Source organism: Streptomyces sp. NBC_00016 (assembly GCF_045040885.1).
Taxonomy (GTDB): Bacteria; Actinomycetota; Actinomycetes; order Streptomycetales; family Streptomycetaceae; genus Streptomyces; species Streptomyces coriariae.
This window is the reverse complement of sequence record NZ_CP108304.1, coordinates 7,134,180-7,150,216: the sequence shown is the minus strand read 5'-3', so window position 1 is coordinate 7,150,216 and position 16,037 is coordinate 7,134,180. Positions and strand designations below refer to the sequence as shown.

Annotated in this window: 18 protein-coding genes; 6 read left to right on the top strand and 12 right to left on the bottom strand. The window is 71.4% G+C overall.

All coding sequences use genetic code 11. From position 1 onward, the window contains the following. Positions 1–35: 35 nt before the first annotated feature. Positions 36–914 carry a deoxyribonuclease IV gene (locus OG933_RS31535; RefSeq protein WP_405630191.1) on the top strand — a complete coding sequence of 293 codons (879 nt, stop codon included), beginning with the start codon at positions 36–38 and terminating at the stop codon, positions 912–914. A 63-nt stretch (positions 915–977) separates the two neighbouring features. Here OG933_RS31535 and OG933_RS31530 read toward each other — a convergent pair whose 3' ends face one another. Beyond that, positions 978–1,610, bottom strand: coding sequence for a sulfite oxidase-like oxidoreductase (locus OG933_RS31530; RefSeq protein ID WP_362527981.1), 633 nt, complete (start codon positions 1,608–1,610; stop codon positions 978–980). Between the two features lie 199 nt (positions 1,611–1,809). On the opposite strand from OG933_RS31530, the gene bfr reads away from it, so the two are divergent. Next, entirely contained in the window at positions 1,810–2,289 is a 480-nt protein-coding gene (gene bfr / locus OG933_RS31525) for a bacterioferritin (protein WP_020129964.1), read from the top strand. A gap of 9 nt (positions 2,290–2,298) precedes the next feature. On the opposite strand, the gene OG933_RS31520 is transcribed toward bfr, so the two are convergent. Continuing rightward, positions 2,299–2,541 carry a (2Fe-2S)-binding protein gene (locus tag OG933_RS31520; protein ID WP_362527984.1) on the bottom strand — a complete coding sequence of 81 codons (243 nt, stop codon included), beginning with the start codon at positions 2,539–2,541 and terminating at the stop codon, positions 2,299–2,301. Positions 2,542–2,664: 123 nt separating this feature from the next. Next, complete coding sequence (locus tag OG933_RS31515; protein ID WP_020129966.1) at positions 2,665–4,017, bottom strand: class II 3-deoxy-7-phosphoheptulonate synthase; 1,353 nt, start codon at positions 4,015–4,017, stop codon at positions 2,665–2,667. A gap of 96 nt (positions 4,018–4,113) precedes the next feature. Between OG933_RS31515 and OG933_RS31510 the strand changes: the two genes are divergently transcribed. After that, the gene (locus tag OG933_RS31510; RefSeq protein WP_078912442.1) at positions 4,114–4,170 is read left to right on the top strand and encodes a trp operon leader peptide; all 57 of its coding nucleotides are present in this window, start codon (positions 4,114–4,116) and stop codon (positions 4,168–4,170) included. A gap of 134 nt (positions 4,171–4,304) precedes the next feature. Continuing rightward, positions 4,305–6,212: an anthranilate synthase family protein gene (locus OG933_RS31505; RefSeq protein ID WP_405630187.1), complete on the top strand. Its 1,908-nt coding sequence runs from the start codon at positions 4,305–4,307 to the stop codon at positions 6,210–6,212. 49 nt (positions 6,213–6,261) lie between these two features. Here the strand turns inward: OG933_RS31505 and OG933_RS31500 are convergent, their stop codons facing one another. From OG933_RS31500 to OG933_RS31485, 4 genes are all read right to left on the bottom strand, one after another. Then, positions 6,262–7,290 (bottom strand): 6-phosphofructokinase, encoded by a 1,029-nt coding sequence (locus OG933_RS31500; protein ID WP_405630185.1) that lies wholly within the window; start codon positions 7,288–7,290, stop codon positions 6,262–6,264. Positions 7,291–7,421: 131 nt separating this feature from the next. Then, positions 7,422–8,102, bottom strand: a complete 681-nt coding sequence (locus OG933_RS31495; protein ID WP_020129969.1) for a response regulator transcription factor — start codon at positions 8,100–8,102, stop codon at positions 7,422–7,424. Next, entirely contained in the window at positions 8,099–9,325 is a 1,227-nt protein-coding gene (macS, locus tag OG933_RS31490; RefSeq protein WP_362527992.1) for a MacS family sensor histidine kinase, read from the bottom strand. The genes OG933_RS31495 and macS overlap by 4 nt, the downstream gene beginning before the upstream one ends. 53 nt (positions 9,326–9,378) lie before the next feature. Next, complete coding sequence (locus OG933_RS31485) at positions 9,379–10,137, bottom strand: lysophospholipid acyltransferase family protein (protein WP_362528187.1); 759 nt, start codon at positions 10,135–10,137, stop codon at positions 9,379–9,381. A gap of 158 nt (positions 10,138–10,295) precedes the next feature. Here OG933_RS31485 and OG933_RS31480 point away from each other — a divergent pair, with 158 nt between their 5' ends. Together OG933_RS31480 and OG933_RS31475 are read left to right on the top strand one after the other, a co-directional pair. Then, on the top strand, positions 10,296–11,075 hold the full coding sequence (locus OG933_RS31480) for an alpha/beta fold hydrolase (protein ID WP_327182579.1): 780 nt from the start codon (positions 10,296–10,298) through the stop codon (positions 11,073–11,075). After that, the gene (locus OG933_RS31475) at positions 11,068–11,754 is read left to right on the top strand and encodes a hypothetical protein (protein ID WP_405630181.1); all 687 of its coding nucleotides are present in this window, start codon (positions 11,068–11,070) and stop codon (positions 11,752–11,754) included. The genes OG933_RS31480 and OG933_RS31475 overlap by 8 nt, the downstream gene beginning before the upstream one ends. Here the strand turns inward: OG933_RS31475 and OG933_RS31470 are convergent. The 5 genes from OG933_RS31470 to OG933_RS31450 all read right to left on the bottom strand — a co-directional run bounded on the left by OG933_RS31470 (position 11,751) and on the right by OG933_RS31450 (position 15,957). Continuing rightward, positions 11,751–12,512: an endonuclease/exonuclease/phosphatase family protein gene (locus OG933_RS31470; protein ID WP_362527997.1), complete on the bottom strand. Its 762-nt coding sequence runs from the start codon at positions 12,510–12,512 to the stop codon at positions 11,751–11,753. The two genes, OG933_RS31475 and OG933_RS31470, sit on opposite strands and share 4 nt — an antisense overlap. Positions 12,513–12,613: 101 nt before the next feature. Further along, complete coding sequence (locus OG933_RS31465) at positions 12,614–13,567, bottom strand: ROK family glucokinase (protein WP_020129975.1); 954 nt, start codon at positions 13,565–13,567, stop codon at positions 12,614–12,616. Positions 13,568–13,634: 67 nt separating this feature from the next. After that, positions 13,635–14,147 carry a DUF5304 domain-containing protein gene (locus OG933_RS31460; RefSeq protein ID WP_267020358.1) on the bottom strand — a complete coding sequence of 171 codons (513 nt, stop codon included), beginning with the start codon at positions 14,145–14,147 and terminating at the stop codon, positions 13,635–13,637. Positions 14,148–14,227: 80 nt separating this feature from the next. Further along, on the bottom strand, positions 14,228–15,403 hold the full coding sequence (locus OG933_RS31455; RefSeq protein WP_362528001.1) for an ArsA-related P-loop ATPase: 1,176 nt from the start codon (positions 15,401–15,403) through the stop codon (positions 14,228–14,230). An 89-nt stretch (positions 15,404–15,492) separates the two neighbouring features. Next, positions 15,493–15,957 (bottom strand): SRPBCC family protein, encoded by a 465-nt coding sequence (locus tag OG933_RS31450; RefSeq protein WP_362528004.1) that lies wholly within the window; start codon positions 15,955–15,957, stop codon positions 15,493–15,495. Between the last annotated feature and the right edge of the window lie 80 nt (positions 15,958–16,037).

Below are 16,037 nucleotides of genomic sequence, written 5' to 3'. Positions count from 1 at the left end.
CCGGGGCGGTGCGCGGGGCATGACACCCTGAACGGGTGAGTTCTCCAGCCCCTCTCCCCTCCCGCAACCCCATCGGCGGTCACGTCCCCGTGGCCGGCGGTCTGCACGACGTGGGCATGTCGTACGCGCACGACCTCGACGCCGAGACGGTCCAGGTCTTCGTCGCCAACCCGCGCGGCTGGGCCACTCCGGTCGGCAACCCGCGACAGGACGAGGCCTTCCGGGAGGCGTGCGCGGCGCAGTCGGTCCCGGCCTACGTACACGCGCCGTACCTGATCAACTTCGGCTCGCACACCGAGGCGACGGCCGAGAGGTCGGTGGAGTCGATGCGGCACTCGCTGCGCCGCGGGCGGGAGATCGGCGCCCTGGGCGTGGTCGTGCACACGGGGAGCGCGACGGGCGGGCGGGACCGGTCGGTGGCGCTGAAGCAGGTGCGGGAGTACCTGCTGCCGCTGCTGGACGAGCTGACCCACGACGACGACCCGTTCCTGCTGCTCGAGTCCACCGCCGGCCAGGGCGCCTCGCTCTGCTCCCGGACCTGGGACTTCGGGCCGTACTTCGAGGCGCTGGACGCCCATCCCAAGCTGGGCGTCTGCCTCGACACCTGCCACATCTTCGCGGCCGGGCACGATCTGACCGGCCCGGCCGGTATGCACCAGACCCTCGATCTACTGGTGGACACGGTCGGCGAGGGCCGGCTGAAGCTGATCCACGCCAATGACTCCAAGGACGTGGTCGGCGCCCACAAGGACCGGCACGAGAACATCGGCGCGGGTCACATCGGCGAGGACCCGTTCCGGTCACTGATGACCCACCCGGCCACCGCGGGCGTACCGCTGATCATCGAGACGCCCGGCGGCAAGGAAGGGCACGCGGCGGACGTGGAGCGGCTGAAGAAGCTCCGGGACGGCTGACGCCTACCGGGGAGATCGAGTTCCGGAGAGAACAGAGTTCCGGGGGGAGACTCCGGGGGGAAGTCAGAGCTCCGGGCCGTCGCCCGGCCCCTCCTGGTACGAGTAGCGCTGTTCCTTCCACGGGTCGCCGAGGTTGTGGTAGCCGCGCTCCTCCCAGAAGCCACGGCGGTCGGCGGTCATGTACTCGACGCCGCGGACCCACTTGGGGCCCTTCCAGGCGTAGAGGTGCGGGACGACCAGCCGCAGCGGGAAGCCGTGCTCGGCGGTGAGCAGCTCGCCGTCCTTGTGGGTGGCGAAGATCGTGCGCTCGGCGGCGAAGTCGGCCAGGCGCAGGTTCGAGCTGAAGCCGTACTCGGCCCACACCATCACATGGGTGACGTTCGGGGCGGGCGGAGCGCTCTGAAGGATGGTGCGGGCCGGGATCCCGCCCCACTCGGCGCCGAGCATGCTGAACTTCGTCACGCAGTGCAGATCGGCCACGACGGACGCGTACGGAAGGGCCGTGAACTCCTCGTGGTTCCAGCAGCGCTTCTCACCGTCGGCGGTGGCGCCGAAGACCCTGAACTCCCAGCGCTCGGGCCGGAACTTGGGCACCGGGCCGTAGTGCGTGACGGGCCATCCCCGCTGCAGTCGCTGTCCCGGCGGAAGCTCGGACACTGCTTCTTCTCCAGATTCGCGCTCCACCGGCTGACCCATGACTCCATCCTGACAGACCCCGGACGGTGCACATGACCAGCCATGACCGGGCATATCCCGAATCGGGCAACTGCCACTAAGCATGCACTAACTTACTAAGTACGCACTTACTGGACGATCTTCGGCACCGGTGCAATCATTCGGCGGCAGCCTCACCGATTCCCCCACCCCGATTCCCCACGTGGAAGGAGCCTCTGCGATGCAGGGCGACCCCGAGGTCATCGAGTTCCTCAACGAGCAGCTCACCGGCGAGCTCACCGCGATCAACCAGTACTTCCTCCACGCCAAGATGCAGGAGAACTTCGGCTGGACGAAGCTCGCCAAGTACACCCGGCACGAGTCGTTCGACGAGATGAAGCACGCCGAGGTGCTCACCGACCGGATCCTGTTCCTGGACGGGCTGCCGAACTACCAGCGGCTCTTCCATGTGCGGGTCGGGCAGACGGTCAAGGAGATGTTCGAGGCCGACCGTCAGGTCGAGGTCGAGGCGATCGACCGGCTGAAGCGCGGAATCAAGGTGATGCGCGAAAAGGGTGACATCACGTCCGCGAACATCTTCGAGTCGATCCTCGAGGACGAGGAGCACCACATCGACTACCTCGACACACAGCTCGACCTGGTGGAGAAGCTCGGTGAGGCGCTGTACCTCGCGCAGCTGATCGAGCAGCCGGAGAGCTGAGGCCCCTGGCTAGGCGGCTTCCTCGAGGTCTTCGTACTCCTCGAGTCCGGTGAGGACCGGCCTGCCCCGGTCGGCGAGGTCGCGGCGCGGAATGGTGCCCCGGCCGAGGATCGCCTGGATACGACGGACGCACGACCCGCAGTCCGTGCCCGCCTTGCAGGCGGAGGCGATCTGGCGGGGGGTGCAGGCTCCGTTGTCCGCGTGCTGCTGGACCTGCGCCTCGGTCACACCGAAGCAGCTGCATACGAACACGCGGATTCACCTCCCGCCGAGATCAATAAGGCTAACCTAACCTTACCCGGCGGTCGACGGACGCAAAAGTGGAGTGGGGCGCGGATCGTATGTGATCCGCGCCCCACCTCCATGACCGGAAGGTCACTGGTCCCGGTACATCTCCGCCACGAGGAAGGCCAGGTCCAGGGACTGGCTGCGGTTCAGGCGGGGGTCACAGGCCGTCTCGTAGCGCTGGTGCAGGTCGTCGACGAAGATCTCGTCGCCGCCGCCCACGCACTCGGTGACATCGTCGCCGGTCAGCTCCACGTGGATGCCGCCCGGGTGGGTGCCGAGCGCCTTGTGGACCTCGAAGAAGCCCTTGACCTCGTCGAGCACGTCGTCGAACCGGCGGGTCTTGTGACCCGAGGCCGCCTCGTAGGTGTTGCCGTGCATCGGGTCGGTGATCCAGGCGACGGTCGCGCCCGAGGCGCTGACCTTCTCGACCAGCTCGGGCAGCTTGTCGCGGACCTTGTCGGCGCCCATGCGGACGATGAAGGTCAGCCGGCCCGGCTCGCGGTCGGGGTCGAGGCGCTCGATGTACTGCAGCGCCTCCTCGGCCGTGGTCGTCGGGCCGAGCTTGATGCCGATCGGGTTGCGGATCTTCGAGGCGAACTCGATGTGCGCGTGGTCCAGCTGCCGCGTGCGCTCACCGATCCACACCATGTGCGCCGAGACGTCGTACAGCCGCCCGGTGCGGGAGTCGACCCTGGTCAGGGCGGACTCGTAGTCGAGCAGCAGCGCCTCGTGCGAGGAGAAGAACTCGACGGTCTTGAACTCCTCCGGGTCGGCCCCGCAGGCGTGCATGAAGTTCAGCGCGTTGTCGATCTCGCGGGCGAGCTGCTCGTAGCGCTGACCGGACGGGGACTGCTTCACGAAGTCCTGGTTCCAGGCATGCACCTGGCGCAGGTCGGCGTAGCCGCCGGTGGTGAAGGCGCGCACCAGGTTGAGCGTGGAGGCGGAGGCGTTGTACATCCGCTTCAGGCGCTCGGGGTCCGGGACACGGGACGCCTCGTCGAAGGCGAAGCCGTTGACCGAGTCGCCGCGGTACGTCGGCAGGGTCACGCCGTCGCGGGTCTCGGTGCCCTTGGAGCGCGGCTTGGAGTACTGGCCGGCGATCCGGCCGACCTTGACGACCGGCACCGAGGCCGCGTACGTGAGCACGGCGCCCATCTGGAGCAGCGTCTTGAGCTTGTTGCGGATCTGATCGGCGGACACCCCGTCGAACGCCTCGGCGCAGTCGCCGCCCTGGAGAAGGAACGCCTCTCCCTTGGCGACGGCCGCCATCCGGGCGCGCAGCTGGTCGCACTCGCCCGCGAAGACGAGCGGCGGATACGACTCGAGTTCCGCGATCACTGCGCGCAGAGCCTCGGTGTCGGGGTACTCGGGCTGCTGCGCCGCGGGCAGGTCTCGCCAGGTGTTGCCAGCGCTGGCGCTGGTCTTAGCGTTCACGGTCACGCCCTCAACATTACGGGGTCGTGTCGAGTCGTTTTCGCCCGGCTCGACAGGTGAGACGCCCCTGTGCTCAGGTGCGCGTGGGGTAGGGTGCGTCGCATGTTCGCGCTTTCGACCCAGAACTGGTGGTGGACCGCTCATCCGGCGGCCCACTGAACTGCGCGTACGCAAGACTTCGCGAAGGCCGCCCGAGGGGCGGCCTTCGGCGTGTCCGGGGCCGTTCCTCACCGATACCGACATCGATCGAGATCGAGATCGAGATCGAGATCGACGGAAGAGGAACCGAACCCATGGACCTGGCACAGCTACTCCACGACGACCGCCCGTTCGCCCTGCTCCGCCGCCGCACGCCCGGCCATGACGCGGACACGGTGGAGGTACTGCTCGGCCCGGTCGCCACGTACGAACGGCTCGCCGACCTGCCCGAGGAGTGCCTGGCGCTCGTCCCCTTCCGGCAGATCCGCGAGCGCGGCTTCGACGTCCGCGACGACGGCACCCCGCTGGCGGTGCTGGTTCCCGAGGAACGTCACGTCCTGCCTCTGGCGGACGCCCTCGACCGGCTGCCGGCCCGGGACGTGCGGGTCGAGGACGGCGGCTTCGACGTGGCCGACGAGGAGTACGCGGAGATCGTCGGGCGGGTGCTGCGGGACGAGATCGGCCGGGGCGAGGGTGCCAACTTCGTGATCCGGCGGACCTACCGGGGGCGCATCCCGGGGTTCGGCCGGGCCGACGCGCTGGCCCTCTTCCGGCGGCTCCTCGAAGGCGAGCGGGGCGCCTACTGGACGTTCGTCGTGCACACCGGGGACCGGACGCTGGTGGGAGCGAGCCCCGAGGTGCATGTGCGGATGTCGGGCGGCACGGTCGTGATGAACCCGATCAGCGGGACGTACCGGTATCCGGCGGAGGGCCCGACGCCCGAGCGGCTGCTGGACTTCCTCGCCGACGGCAAGGAGATCGAGGAGCTGTCGATGGTCGTCGACGAGGAGCTCAAGATGATGTGCACCGTCGGTGACATGGGCGGGGTGGTGATCGGACCCCGGCTGAAGGAGATGGCGCATCTCGCGCACACGGAGTACGAACTGCGCGGCAGGTCCTCGCTGGATGTGCGGGAGGTGCTGAAGGAGACCATGTTCGCGGCGACCGTCACCGGCTCGCCCGTGCAGAACGCCTGCCGGGTCATCGAGCGGTACGAGCCCCTCGGGCCGGACGGTGTCGGGCGGGGTTACTACGCCGGCGCGCTGGCGCTGCTGGGCCGGGACCCGGGCGGGGCGCAGACCCTCGACTCCCCCATTCTCATCCGCACCGCCGACATCGACGCGGCCGGGCGGCTGCGGGTGCCGGTTGGCGCCACGCTCGTCCGTGGGTCGGATCCGGCGGGCGAGGTGGCGGAGACGCACGCGAAGGCGGCGGGCGTGCTGGCCGCGCTCGGTGTCCGGCCGGGCAGGCCGCGGACGGGCGGCGCGCGGCCCCGGCTGGCCGACGACCCCCGGGTGCGGGCGGCGCTGGACGGGCGCCGGGCGTCGCTGGCGCCGTTCTGGCTGCGGATGCAGGAGCGGACGCAGGAGCTGACCGGGCACGCGCTCGTCGTCGACGGCGAGGACACCTTCACCGCGATGCTCGCGCATGTGCTGCGCTCGAGCGGTCTCGAGGTGAGCGTCCGGCGCTACGACGAACCCGGGCTGACGGAGTCGGTGCTCGCGCACGAGGGGCCGGTCGTGCTGGGCCCCGGCCCCGGCGACCCGTCCGACCTGACCGACCCGAAGATGCGGTTGCTGCGGGGGCTGACCGCGCGGGTGATCCGGGAGCACCGCCACGGTGTCCTCGGGGTCTGCCTCGGGCACGAGCTGATCGCGGCGGAGCTGGGGCTGGACATCGTACGCAAGCAGGTGCCGTACCAGGGGGCGCAGACGACCGTGGACCTGTTCGGGCGGGCGGAGACCGTCGGGTTCTACAACAGCTTCGTGGCGCTGTGCGACGACGACAGCCTGCGGGAGCTGGCCGCGCACGGGGTGGAGGTGAGCCGGGCCGCGAACGGCGAGGTGCACGCGCTGCGCGGGCCGGCGCGCGCCGAAGGCGCTCCCATGAACGCGGTCGCCGGGGTCCAGTTCCATCCGGAGTCGGTGCTGACGCTGAACGGGGCTGCCGTGGTGCGGGAGTTGATGGCCCGAGTGTGCGCCGAACCGCGGCCGGCCCGGTAGCGGCCGGCCCGGTAGCGGCCGGCCCGGTAGCGGCCGGCCCGGTAGCGCCTCAGCCGAAGAACACGCCGACCTCCGTGTACAGCTCCGGGTCCACCGTCTTCAGTTTCGCGGTGGCCTCGGCGATCGGTACGCGGACGATGTCCGTGCCGCGCAGGGCGACCATCGTGCCGAAGTCGCCCTCGTGGACGGCGTCGATGGCGTGCAGGCCGAAGCGGGTGGCGAGCCAGCGGTCGAAGGCGCTCGGCGTGCCGCCGCGCTGGACGTGGCCGAGGACCGTGGTGCGGGCCTCCTTCCCCGTCCGCCGTTCGATCTCCTTGGCGAGCCACTCGCCGACGCCGGACAGCCGGACATGCCCGAAGGAGTCCAGCGACCCGTCCTTCAGCACCACGTCGCCGTGCCTGGGCATCGCGCCCTCGGCGACGACCACGATCGGGGCGTACGACGCCCGGAAGCGGGAGGTCACCCAGGCGCAGACCTGCTCGATGTCGAAGCGCTGCTCGGGGATGAGGATGACGTTGGCGCCGCCGGCCAGGCCCGAGTGCAGGGCGATCCAGCCGGCGTGACGGCCCATCACCTCGACGACCAGGACTCGCATATGGGACTCGGCGGTGGTGTGCAGCCGGTCGATGGCCTCGGTCGCGATGCCCACGGCGGTGTCGAAGCCGAAGGTGTAGTCGGTGGCGGACAGGTCGTTGTCTATGGTCTTCGGGACGCCCACGCAGGGCACCCCGTACTCGTCGGAGAGCCGGGCCGCCACCCCGAGGGTGTCCTCGCCGCCGATGGTGATGAGGGCCCCGACCCGCTGCCGGGCGAGGGTGTCCTTGATCCGGCGGATGCCGTCCTCCTCCTTGAGGGGGTTGGTCCGCGAGGAGCCGAGGATCGTGCCGCCGCGGGGCAGGATGCCGCGCACGGCGGGGATGTCGAGGCGGATCGACCTCCCTTCCAGGGGGCCCCGCCAGCCGTCGCGGAATCCGACGAACTCATGGCCGTACTCCTGGACGCCCTTGCGGACGACCGCCCGGATGACGGCGTTGAGGCCGGGGCAGTCCCCGCCCCCGGTCAGTACTCCGACGCGCATGGAAGTGTCCCTTCGCCGCGGTTGGCCGACGAAGGTCACGGTAATGGTGATCCAGGTCACACAGATATGGCTCGGCAGATTCAATTCCGGTGAATCGCCGGGGAATTGGCCGCCGCCGCGAGCGGCCTTCGTCACTCGTCGTCGAGGCCGCGCTCTATCGCGTACCGGACCAGTTCCACCCGGTTGTGGAGCTGGAGCTTGCCGAGGGTGTTCTGGACGTGGTTCTGGACCGTGCGGTGCGAGATGACGAGGCGTTCGGCGATCTGCTTGTAGCTCAGGCCCTTGGCCACCAGCCGCAGCACCTCGGTCTCCCGGTCGGTCAGCCGGGGCGCGTTCGGTTCGTCGCCGCCACCCGCGGCGGGGCCGGGGTCCGAGGCCAGCCGGCGGTACTCGCCGAGGACCAGCCCGGCCAGGCCCGGGGTGAACACCGGGTCGCCGACGGCCGTGCGGCGCACCGCGTCCAACAGCTCCTCCGTGGAAGCCGACTTCAGCAGATAGCCGGTCGCACCGGACTTCACCGCCTCCAGCACGTCGGCGTGCTCACCGCTCGCCGACAGCACAAGGACCCGCAGGGCCGGGTTCGCGGCGACGACCTCCTTGCAGACCTGGACGCCGGGCTTGGCCGGCAGGTTCAGGTCCAGCACCAGCACATCGGGCGTGGTGGCCTTGGCCCGGCGCACGGCCTGCTCTCCGTCGCCCGCGGTGGCGACCACGTCGAGGCCGGCCTCGGCGAGGTCCCGGGCGACGGCGTCGCGCCACATGGGGTGGTCGTCGACCACCATGACCCTGATCGGATCCTGCTGACTGCTCATCGCTGTTCCGCCTTCCCCCGCCGCACGTTCTTCTCCTTCGGCACCGTCAGTTCGACCTCCGTGCCCTGCCCCGGGGTGGAGATCAGCTCGGCGCTGCCGCCGAGGTCACGCAGCCGGCCCCGGATCGACTGGGCGACCCCGAGCCGCCCCTCGCCCTCGGCCTGCGCGAGCCGCCCCTCGGGGATGCCCGGCCCGTCGTCCCGCACGGTGATGATCACCTCGTCGGGCTCGTCCTCCACCAGGATCCAGGCCCGGGCGTCCTCCCCGGCATGTCTGCGTACGTTGTCCAGGGCGGCCCCGACCGCCGCGGCCAGCTCCTTCGCGGCGGGCGCGGGCAGCAGCACCGGGGCGCCCGGCTCGGCGAGGTTGACGCGGGCGGCGGCGAAGGGGGCGAGCAGCGAGCGCAGGTCGACCGGACCGGTCTGCTCCGCCGGCTCCTCCACCACCTGCACGACGGCGCCCTCGGCCGCGTCCTGCGACACCCGCGAGACGGGCACCAGGCCGCCGGCGACCAGGGTGCGCAGCGCGACCTCCTGCTCCCCGGCCATCCGGCCCAGTTCGGCCGCCTCACCGCCGAGCACCGCGCCGCGCCGCTGCACCATGGCCAGTACCTGGAGCACGCCGTCGTGGATGTCCCGGGCGAGCCGCTCCCGCTCCCGGGTCGCGGCCTCGATCTCCAGCGCGCGGGCCAGGGTGCGTTCGGAGGCGCGGGCGACCTCGACGACGTAGCCGATGGCGATGGAGGCGACCCAGACGAGGATCACGTTGTGGATGGTGTCGCGGGCCGGGGTACCGCGCTCGACCAGGTTGGCGACCGCGACAGCCGTGGACGCGAACGCCGCCCAGCGCCAGCCGCCCTTGATGGCGAACGCCAGGACGGAGCCGGCGGTCCATATCGACGGCAGCGTCGGGCCGCCCGACTGGATGCGCTCGTGGGTGTCGGCCACGGTGGTGAGCAGGATGCCGGTGAGCGCGATGGTGAGGTCGGCGGCGAGGAAGCGCTTGGTGCAGCTCGCCGCGCTCGCGACCTTGGGCAGGGTGGCCACCGTCCAGACGAACAGGACGCAGTAGTAGCCGACGGCGACCCAGGGCCGGGCGAACCCGTCGTAGGCGGTGGCGAAGAAACCCACCGCGTACAGCATGGTGAGCACCCGATAGCCGGCGAGCGCACGCCACAGCGGCAGCTCGACCGACATCCTGATGACTCTCTCGCGCCTGGCCATCCGTCCCCCGCCCCCGGGCCCCGACTACCGACTGCCGCCCACCGACCGCCGGACTACTGCTCTTTGTCCTTCTTGGCCTGGTCCTTCTCGGCCTGCGCGAGCGCCGCCTTCGCGGCCCTCTCCGCCTCCTTCTCGGCCTTCGCCGCCTCCGTGATCTGCCGCTTGGCGGCGGTCGCGTAGATGTCGACGTACTCCTGGCCGGAGAGCTTCATGATCTCGTACATGACCTCGTCGGTCACGGCGCGCAGCACGAAGCGGTCGTGATCCATGCCCTGGTACCGGGAGAAGTCCAGCGGCTTGCCGATGCGTATGCCGGGCCGCATGACCTTCGGCAGCACCTTCCCGGGCGGCTGGATCTTCTCGGTGTCGATCATCGCGACCGGGATCACGGGCGCCCCGGTGGCGAGCGCCACGCGCGCGAGGCCGCCCGGCTTGCCGCGGTAGAGCCGGCCGTCGGGCGACCGCGTGCCCTCCGGGTAGATGCCGAACAGCTCGCCCCGCTCGAGCACCTCCACGCCGCTGCGGATCGCCGCCTCGCCGGCCCCGCGACCGCCGGAGCGGTCCACCGGGAGCTGTCCGACGCCCTTGAAGAAGGCCGCCGTCAGCCGGCCCTTCACACCGGGCGTGGTGAAGTACTCGGCCTTCGCGATGAAGGTCACCTTGCGGTCGAGGACCGCGGGCAGGAAGAACGAGTCCGAGAAGGACAGGTGGTTGCTCGCCAGGATCGCGGGGCCCTCGGCGGGAATGTTCTCGAGGCCTTCCACCCAGGGCCTGAAGGTGACCTTCAGCGGTCCCCCGATAGCGACCTTCATCGCGCCGTACAACAAGCGAGTGCCTCCTGTTTGTGTCGCTCAGACCTTAACCCGGAGTGGCCGCAAAGGCTCCGACGACCCTGGTCGGTGTCAGTGCGGTCGCGTACGGTGAAGGACACGTCCCTCCCACGAAGAACAGACGAAGACAGGAGACCGAGGTGCCGGTCCTTCCTGGAGCCGAGCCGTACCGCCATGAGGGCGGAGAGGTCGGGGTGCTCCTCTGTCACGGCTTCACCGGCTCCCCGCAGTCGCTGCGCCCCTGGGCGCGCTACCTGGCCGGGCAGGGCCTGACCGTCTCGCTGCCGCTGCTGCCGGGACACGGCACGCGCTGGGAGGACATGGCGCTGACCGGCTGGCCGGACTGGTACGCGGAGGTGGACCGCGAGCTGCGCGCCCTGCGCGACCGGTGCTCCCGGGTGTTCGTGGCCGGCCTGTCGATGGGCGGCGCGCTGGCCCTGCGGCTCGCCGCGAAGCACGGGGAGGGGGTGGAGGGCGTCATCGTCGTCAACCCGGCGAACAGGGTGCACGGCCTGTCCGCGTACGCCCTTCCGGTGGCCCGCCATCTCGTCCGGACGACGAAGGGCATCACCAGCGACATCGCCAAGGAGGGCGTGCTGGAGAGCGGGTACGACCGGGTGCCGCTGCACTCGGCGCACTCCCTGCGCACCTTCCTGCGGATGATCGATGGCGAACTGCCGCAGGTCACCCAGCCGCTGCTGCTTCTGCACAGCGTCCAGGACCATGTCGTACCGGCCGCCGACTCGGCGCGGGTGCTCGGCCGGGTGTCGTCGACCGACGTGACCGAGATCCTGCTGGAACAGAGCTACCACGTGGCAACGTTGGACCACGATGCGGACCGGATCTTCGAGGAGAGCTACGCGTTCATCGCCCGGATCGCGCCCAGTGTCGGCAAGGAAGGGACGGCCGTAGGTGGCTGAGCACGACTCCGACCGTGAGGACCGGGAGAACCGGGACGAGCGGGACGGCCCGGAGGGCCGGGAGGGCCGCGCGTCGGAGGAGCAGAGCGTGCCCTTCGACGAGGCCGCCGCGTGGGCGGCGATCGTCGCGGGATACGGCGAGGAACCGGCGGACCCGCCGGGCGCCAAGCCGTTCAAGTCGGTCGAGGACCTGGCGCTGCTCGAGGTCGGGACGAACGACGAGGAGTCCGGGGCGGAATCCGACCAGGAACCCGCGAAGGACCCCTCGAAGGACCCCGCGAACGACTCAGTGAAGGACCCCGCCAAGGAGTCCGGCGAGGAGAAGGAACCGGCCAAGCCGCTGGGCGGCTCGATCGCTTTCGCGCCCGGTGTCGGCCCGCGCGACCACACGGCGCCCGAGGCCGCGGAGGAGGACTTCGACGGGGACGACGAGGGTCACTTCGTCCCGCCGGAGCCGCCGCCGCTGCCCGCCGCCGACACCACGGCCAAGTTCGCCTGGCTCGGGGTGATCGGCGGGCCGTTGCTGCTCCTGCTCGCGGTACTGCTGGGCTGGGAGATGACGTGGTGGCTGTCGACCGTCGGCATCGGCGGCTTCCTCGGCGGCTTCGCCACACTGGTGATGCGGATGCGCACGGACGACGAGGAGGACGGGGATCCGGGGCGGGGAGCGGTCGTCTAGGGCCGGTCCGCGGGGATCCTGAGGGCGGCGAGGACCGGAAGGTGGTCCGTGGCCGCCCTCAAGTCGCTCCCGGTGACTCCGGGGAGCCCGATGGGCACCCCGCAGCCCAGCACCTCCACGCCCTTGGTCACGAAGATCCCGTCGATGCGGCGGTCCGGCCCGGTGGACGGGAAGCTGTCCTCGGCGCCCCACGGGGCGACGGCGCGGCAGTCCTGGAGCGCGGTGGCCAGGCGGCCGAAGGTGCGGCCACCCGGGCTCTCGTTGATGTCGCCGCCCGCGACCGCGTGCTCCACGCCCATCCCGGCGAGACGGTCGAGCAGCATGCCCGCCTGCTCGTAGCGCTCGGCGGCCGTCAGACCGAGGTGGCAGCCGGCCACGCCGAGCCGGGCACCGGCGAAGCGGACCACGGCGGTCGCGAGGCCCCGGCGGTGCTCGCCGGGGGTGAGCGGCAGCAGGAGGTCCTCGGTGCGTTCGACGGTCGCCCGCAGCGAGCACAGGACCGCCGGGCCGGCCGCCGTGCCGCCGCCGGTGAGGATCACCTGGCCGGAGGCGGCCGCGAGTCGGGCGAGCTTCTTGCGCCAGCGGAAGAAGCGGGGTGCCTCCTGGACCAGGGTCAGGTCGGGGGCGCAGGCCGTGATGACCCGGGCCAGGGCCCCGGTGTCGTCCCGCAGGGAGCGGATGTTGTAGCTGAGGACCCGGATGACGGCCGAACCGTCGGGCTCGGTGCGGGAGTTGGGTAGCGGCGAGGTCGTCGGCATAGCGATCAAGATACGCCGCCGCGTCCCGTACGTCCGGAAAAGCGAACGGGGGCCGCGAGCGGCCCCCGTGTTGACGCGATATGCAGCAATGCGCAGTACGACTACATGATCGGGTCGGGTTCTCTTGCCAGGTCCGCCGCCCCCACCAGGCCCGCCTTGTTGCCCAGCTGGGCCGCGATGACATCGGCCACCGGGCGCCAGTTGCCGCCGACCAGCCAGCGCTTGTACGACTTCCGGATCGGGTCGAGGACCAGCTCACCCTCGTCGGAGAGACCGCCGCCGACGATGAAGGCGGACGGGTCGAAGAGGGAGGCGAGGTCGGCGAGACCGGCGCCGGCCCAGCGGGCGAGCTCGCGGTAGGAGTCGACCGCTACCGGGTCGCCCTGGCGGGCGGCCATGGAGATGTGCTTGCCCTCGATGCCGTCGGGGTTGCCGTCGCCCAGCGACAGCAGGATCTCGGCGTTCTCGGGGGTCGCGTTGGCACGCTGCTTGGCGTAGCGCACGAGGGCGCGGCCGGAGGCGTACTGCTCCCAGCAGCCCTGCGAGCCGCAGCCGCACAGCAGACCGTCCGGCACCATGCGGATGTGGCCGAACTCGGCCGCGACGCCGAAGTGACCGCGGCGCAGCTTGTTGCCGATGATGATGCCGCCGCCGAGGCCGGTGCCGAGGGTGATGCAGATGACGTTGCGGTGGCCCTTGCCCGCGCCGAACTTGTACTCGCCCCACGCCGCGGCGTTGGCGTCGTTCTCCACCACGACGGGGAGACCGACGCGGGCCTCGACCTCGTCCTTGAGCGGCTCCTGGCGCCAGTCGATGTTGGGCGCGAAGTAGACCGTCGAGCGCTGGCGGTTGACATAGCCGGCGGCGCCGATGCCGACACCGACGATGTCGTGCCCGGCACGCGCGCCCTCCACGGCGGAGGCGATGGCGTCCACGATGCCCTCGGGCGTGCCCGGGGTCGGCACCTTGTGGGTCGAGAGGATGTTGCCTTCCTCGTCGACCACGCCGGCCGCGATCTTCGTGCCGCCGATGTCGACGCCGATGGTGAGTCCCATGAATCCCTCAGTTTCGGTCGAGCCCCGCTACGGCCAACCGTACCCGAGGCCCTGCCCCCGGAGGGCTTCAGTCCAAGTCGATGCGCTGGCCGGGACCGGTGTCGTCGCCGTCGCGACCTTGATCGCGCGGGGTGTTCCCCGGGTCCTTCGATCCCGTCGTCCAGCGTTGTTCCTGGGTCTGGACGGCGGAGCGGTATGCGGCGAGGAGTTCGGTGCCGGCGGCCGCGAGGTGGTCGAAGACGTCCGGGTTGCGCTCGATGACGGGCTCCACGGCGGCCTTGGCCTGCTCGACGACCTGGCGGACCACCTGCTGGGCGGCCGGTCCGGCGACCGCCCCGAGCAGCGGGGACTGGAGCGAGGACAGCTTGTCGCCGACGGCGTCGACGAGCTTGCGCAGTTCCTCGGCGGCCGAGCCCGGGGGCCGGTCGTCCTGGGCACGGCGGCGGGCCTTCTCCGCCGCCAGGTCCTCGGCGGCGGCGGTGGCCCAGGCGTCGGCGTCGGTCGCGCGGGGCTGCTCGTCGAACCCTGATGTCCCGGCGGGCTCCCCGGCGGCGTCGGGCGTGGGGCGCTCTTCGCTCATGGCGGACTCCTGTGACTCCTGGTCGACGACGCCTGATGACGGCTCGTCCCTACGACGTTACCCGAACGGCGGAACGCCGTTCAGTGGGTGCGCGGCCACAGCCCGGGATCCGGCGCGAACCGCACGCACAGCTCGCCGTCGCGCAGCGCGGCGCCGTCGACGGTGCAGCGGCGCAGCACGGAGGGCAGCGCGACGATACGACGGAACGGCCCGGCGGTGACGACGAGTTCGTCGCCGCGCCGGATGAGGTCGAGCTCGTCGCGTATGGCGCCGGGCAGCGGGAGGTGCCAGACGAGCACGCCGTCCTCGGCGAGCCGGTCGGCCACGGGCCACTCGACCGGGGAGGTCGCCGGGTTGACGGCGGGCACGGCGAGCGCGGCGAGGTCGTCGGCGCCGCGGGGGTCGTACCCGAGGTGGGCGACGGGACGGGCCGCCTCGCCCCACTCCCCCAGGGTCTTGCGCTGCTGGGTGACGAACCGGCCGAGCAGGCCGTCGTCACCCGCCGCCTCCGGCAGGACGCGGTTGGCGACGAGCGACTCGACGGGCAGGGCGCGCAGGGCGAGGCCGAGGCGGGCGTCGCGGACGGCGTCGGCGCCGGCCGGTCCCGGCTCGGCGACCAGGCGTACGGCGGTACCGGGGTCGGCGAGGACGGCCGCGACGGCGGCCAGTTCCATGTCCCAGCGGGCGGTCGTCTCGTACAGCCACTCGGCGGGCATCGGCACCCCGGCGAGACGGCCGAGCATCGGGCGCAGGGCGCGGGCGGCCTGTCGTTCCGGCGGGAGCAGTCGGCGCAGATAGCGCCGCAGCTCCTCCGGGAGGGCCAGCAGGGCGAGGGCCTGCGAGACCGGCGGCAGATCGACGACGAGGAGTTCGTGCAGGTCACCGCCGTCGGCGAGGGCGGCGTCCCGCAGCGCGCGCAGCAGGGTCAGCTCCTCGGCGCCGGGGAGGGGGGTGACCTCTTCCGGGTCGAGCCGGGAGGCGCCGAGCAGGTCGAGGACGGTGGAGGCACGGTCCTGGAAACCGGCGAGGTCGTCCCGGAAGCCGGCGGTGGCGTCGGGGCGCCAGGCGGTGAGGCGCGGGGCGACCGGGACGGGGCTCGCCCCGGTGCGCACTCCGAGCGCCGCGCCGAGGGTGTCGGTGCGGTCGGCGCTGAGGACGAGGGTGCGGGTGCCTTCCGCTGCCGCGCGCTGTGCGGTGGCGGCCGCCACGGTGGTGCGTCCGCTGCCGCCAGGGCCGGTGATCAGGATGGTGCGCATGAGGGTGAACCGTAACGGAGGTCGGGGCAGCCCCCCGACCTCCTCGCCCCGCCCCCGTACCCGCCGACTCCCGGGTCCCGCGGCCGGCGCTACTTCCCGGGCGCCTCGAAGCCGGCCTCGCCCGACTCCACTCGCTTCTTCAGGCCGGCCAGTGCGCGGTCGATGATGACCTTCTCGGCCTTGCGCTTGATCATGCCCAGCATGGGGATCTTGACGTCCACGGTCAGCTGGTAGGTGACCTCGGTGGCGCCCGCGCCGGCCGCCTTGAGGAGGTAGGAGCCGTCGAGCTGGCGCAGCATCTGGGACTTCACCAGCGTCCAGGACACCTCGTGCTCGCCGGTCCAGGTGTAGCCGAGGACCTGGTCGTCCTTGATGGCTCCGGCGTCCATGACCAGGCGGACCTGCTCGGCGCGGCCCTGCCCGTCGGTCTCGAGGACCTCCGCCTGCTTCACCTCTCCGGTCCAGTCCGGGTAGCGGGCGAAGTCGGCGATCACCGCCATGACCTCAGCCGGTGCCGCCTCGATCGTGATGCTCGAGCTGGTGTGTTCCGCCATCGCTGTGGCTCCTCCAGATGCGGGCCGGTAAAGGTAGAGAAGAGGACACCGTGCGCCAGCCGCCGCGCACGTGTGTGCAG

What these genes read in the sequence shown, in the direction of transcription:
- OG933_RS31530 (WP_362527981.1), bottom strand. Translation starts at nt 1,610, where the DNA reads ATGGGTCAGCCGGTGGAGCGCGAATCTGGAGAAGAAGCAGTGTCCGAG.
- bfr (WP_020129964.1), top strand. Translation starts at nt 1,810, where the DNA reads ATGCAGGGCGACCCCGAGGTCATCGAGTTCCTCAACGAGCAGCTCACC.
- OG933_RS31505 (WP_405630187.1), top strand. Translation starts at nt 4,305, where the DNA reads ATGGACCTGGCACAGCTACTCCACGACGACCGCCCGTTCGCCCTGCTC.
- OG933_RS31500 (WP_405630185.1), bottom strand. Translation starts at nt 7,290, where the DNA reads ATGCGCGTCGGAGTACTGACCGGGGGCGGGGACTGCCCCGGCCTCAAC.
- OG933_RS31495 (WP_020129969.1), bottom strand. Translation starts at nt 8,102, where the DNA reads ATGAGCAGTCAGCAGGATCCGATCAGGGTCATGGTGGTCGACGACCAC.
- macS (WP_362527992.1), bottom strand. Translation starts at nt 9,325, where the DNA reads ATGGCCAGGCGCGAGAGAGTCATCAGGATGTCGGTCGAGCTGCCGCTG.
- OG933_RS31485 (WP_362528187.1), bottom strand. Translation starts at nt 10,137, where the DNA reads ATGAAGGTCGCTATCGGGGGACCGCTGAAGGTCACCTTCAGGCCCTGG.
- OG933_RS31470 (WP_362527997.1), bottom strand. Translation starts at nt 12,512, where the DNA reads ATGCCGACGACCTCGCCGCTACCCAACTCCCGCACCGAGCCCGACGGT.
- OG933_RS31465 (WP_020129975.1), bottom strand. Translation starts at nt 13,567, where the DNA reads ATGGGACTCACCATCGGCGTCGACATCGGCGGCACGAAGATCGCGGCC.
- OG933_RS31460 (WP_267020358.1), bottom strand. Translation starts at nt 14,147, where the DNA reads ATGAGCGAAGAGCGCCCCACGCCCGACGCCGCCGGGGAGCCCGCCGGG.
- OG933_RS31455 (WP_362528001.1), bottom strand. Translation starts at nt 15,403, where the DNA reads ATGCGCACCATCCTGATCACCGGCCCTGGCGGCAGCGGACGCACCACC.
- OG933_RS31450 (WP_362528004.1), bottom strand. Translation starts at nt 15,957, where the DNA reads ATGGCGGAACACACCAGCTCGAGCATCACGATCGAGGCGGCACCGGCT.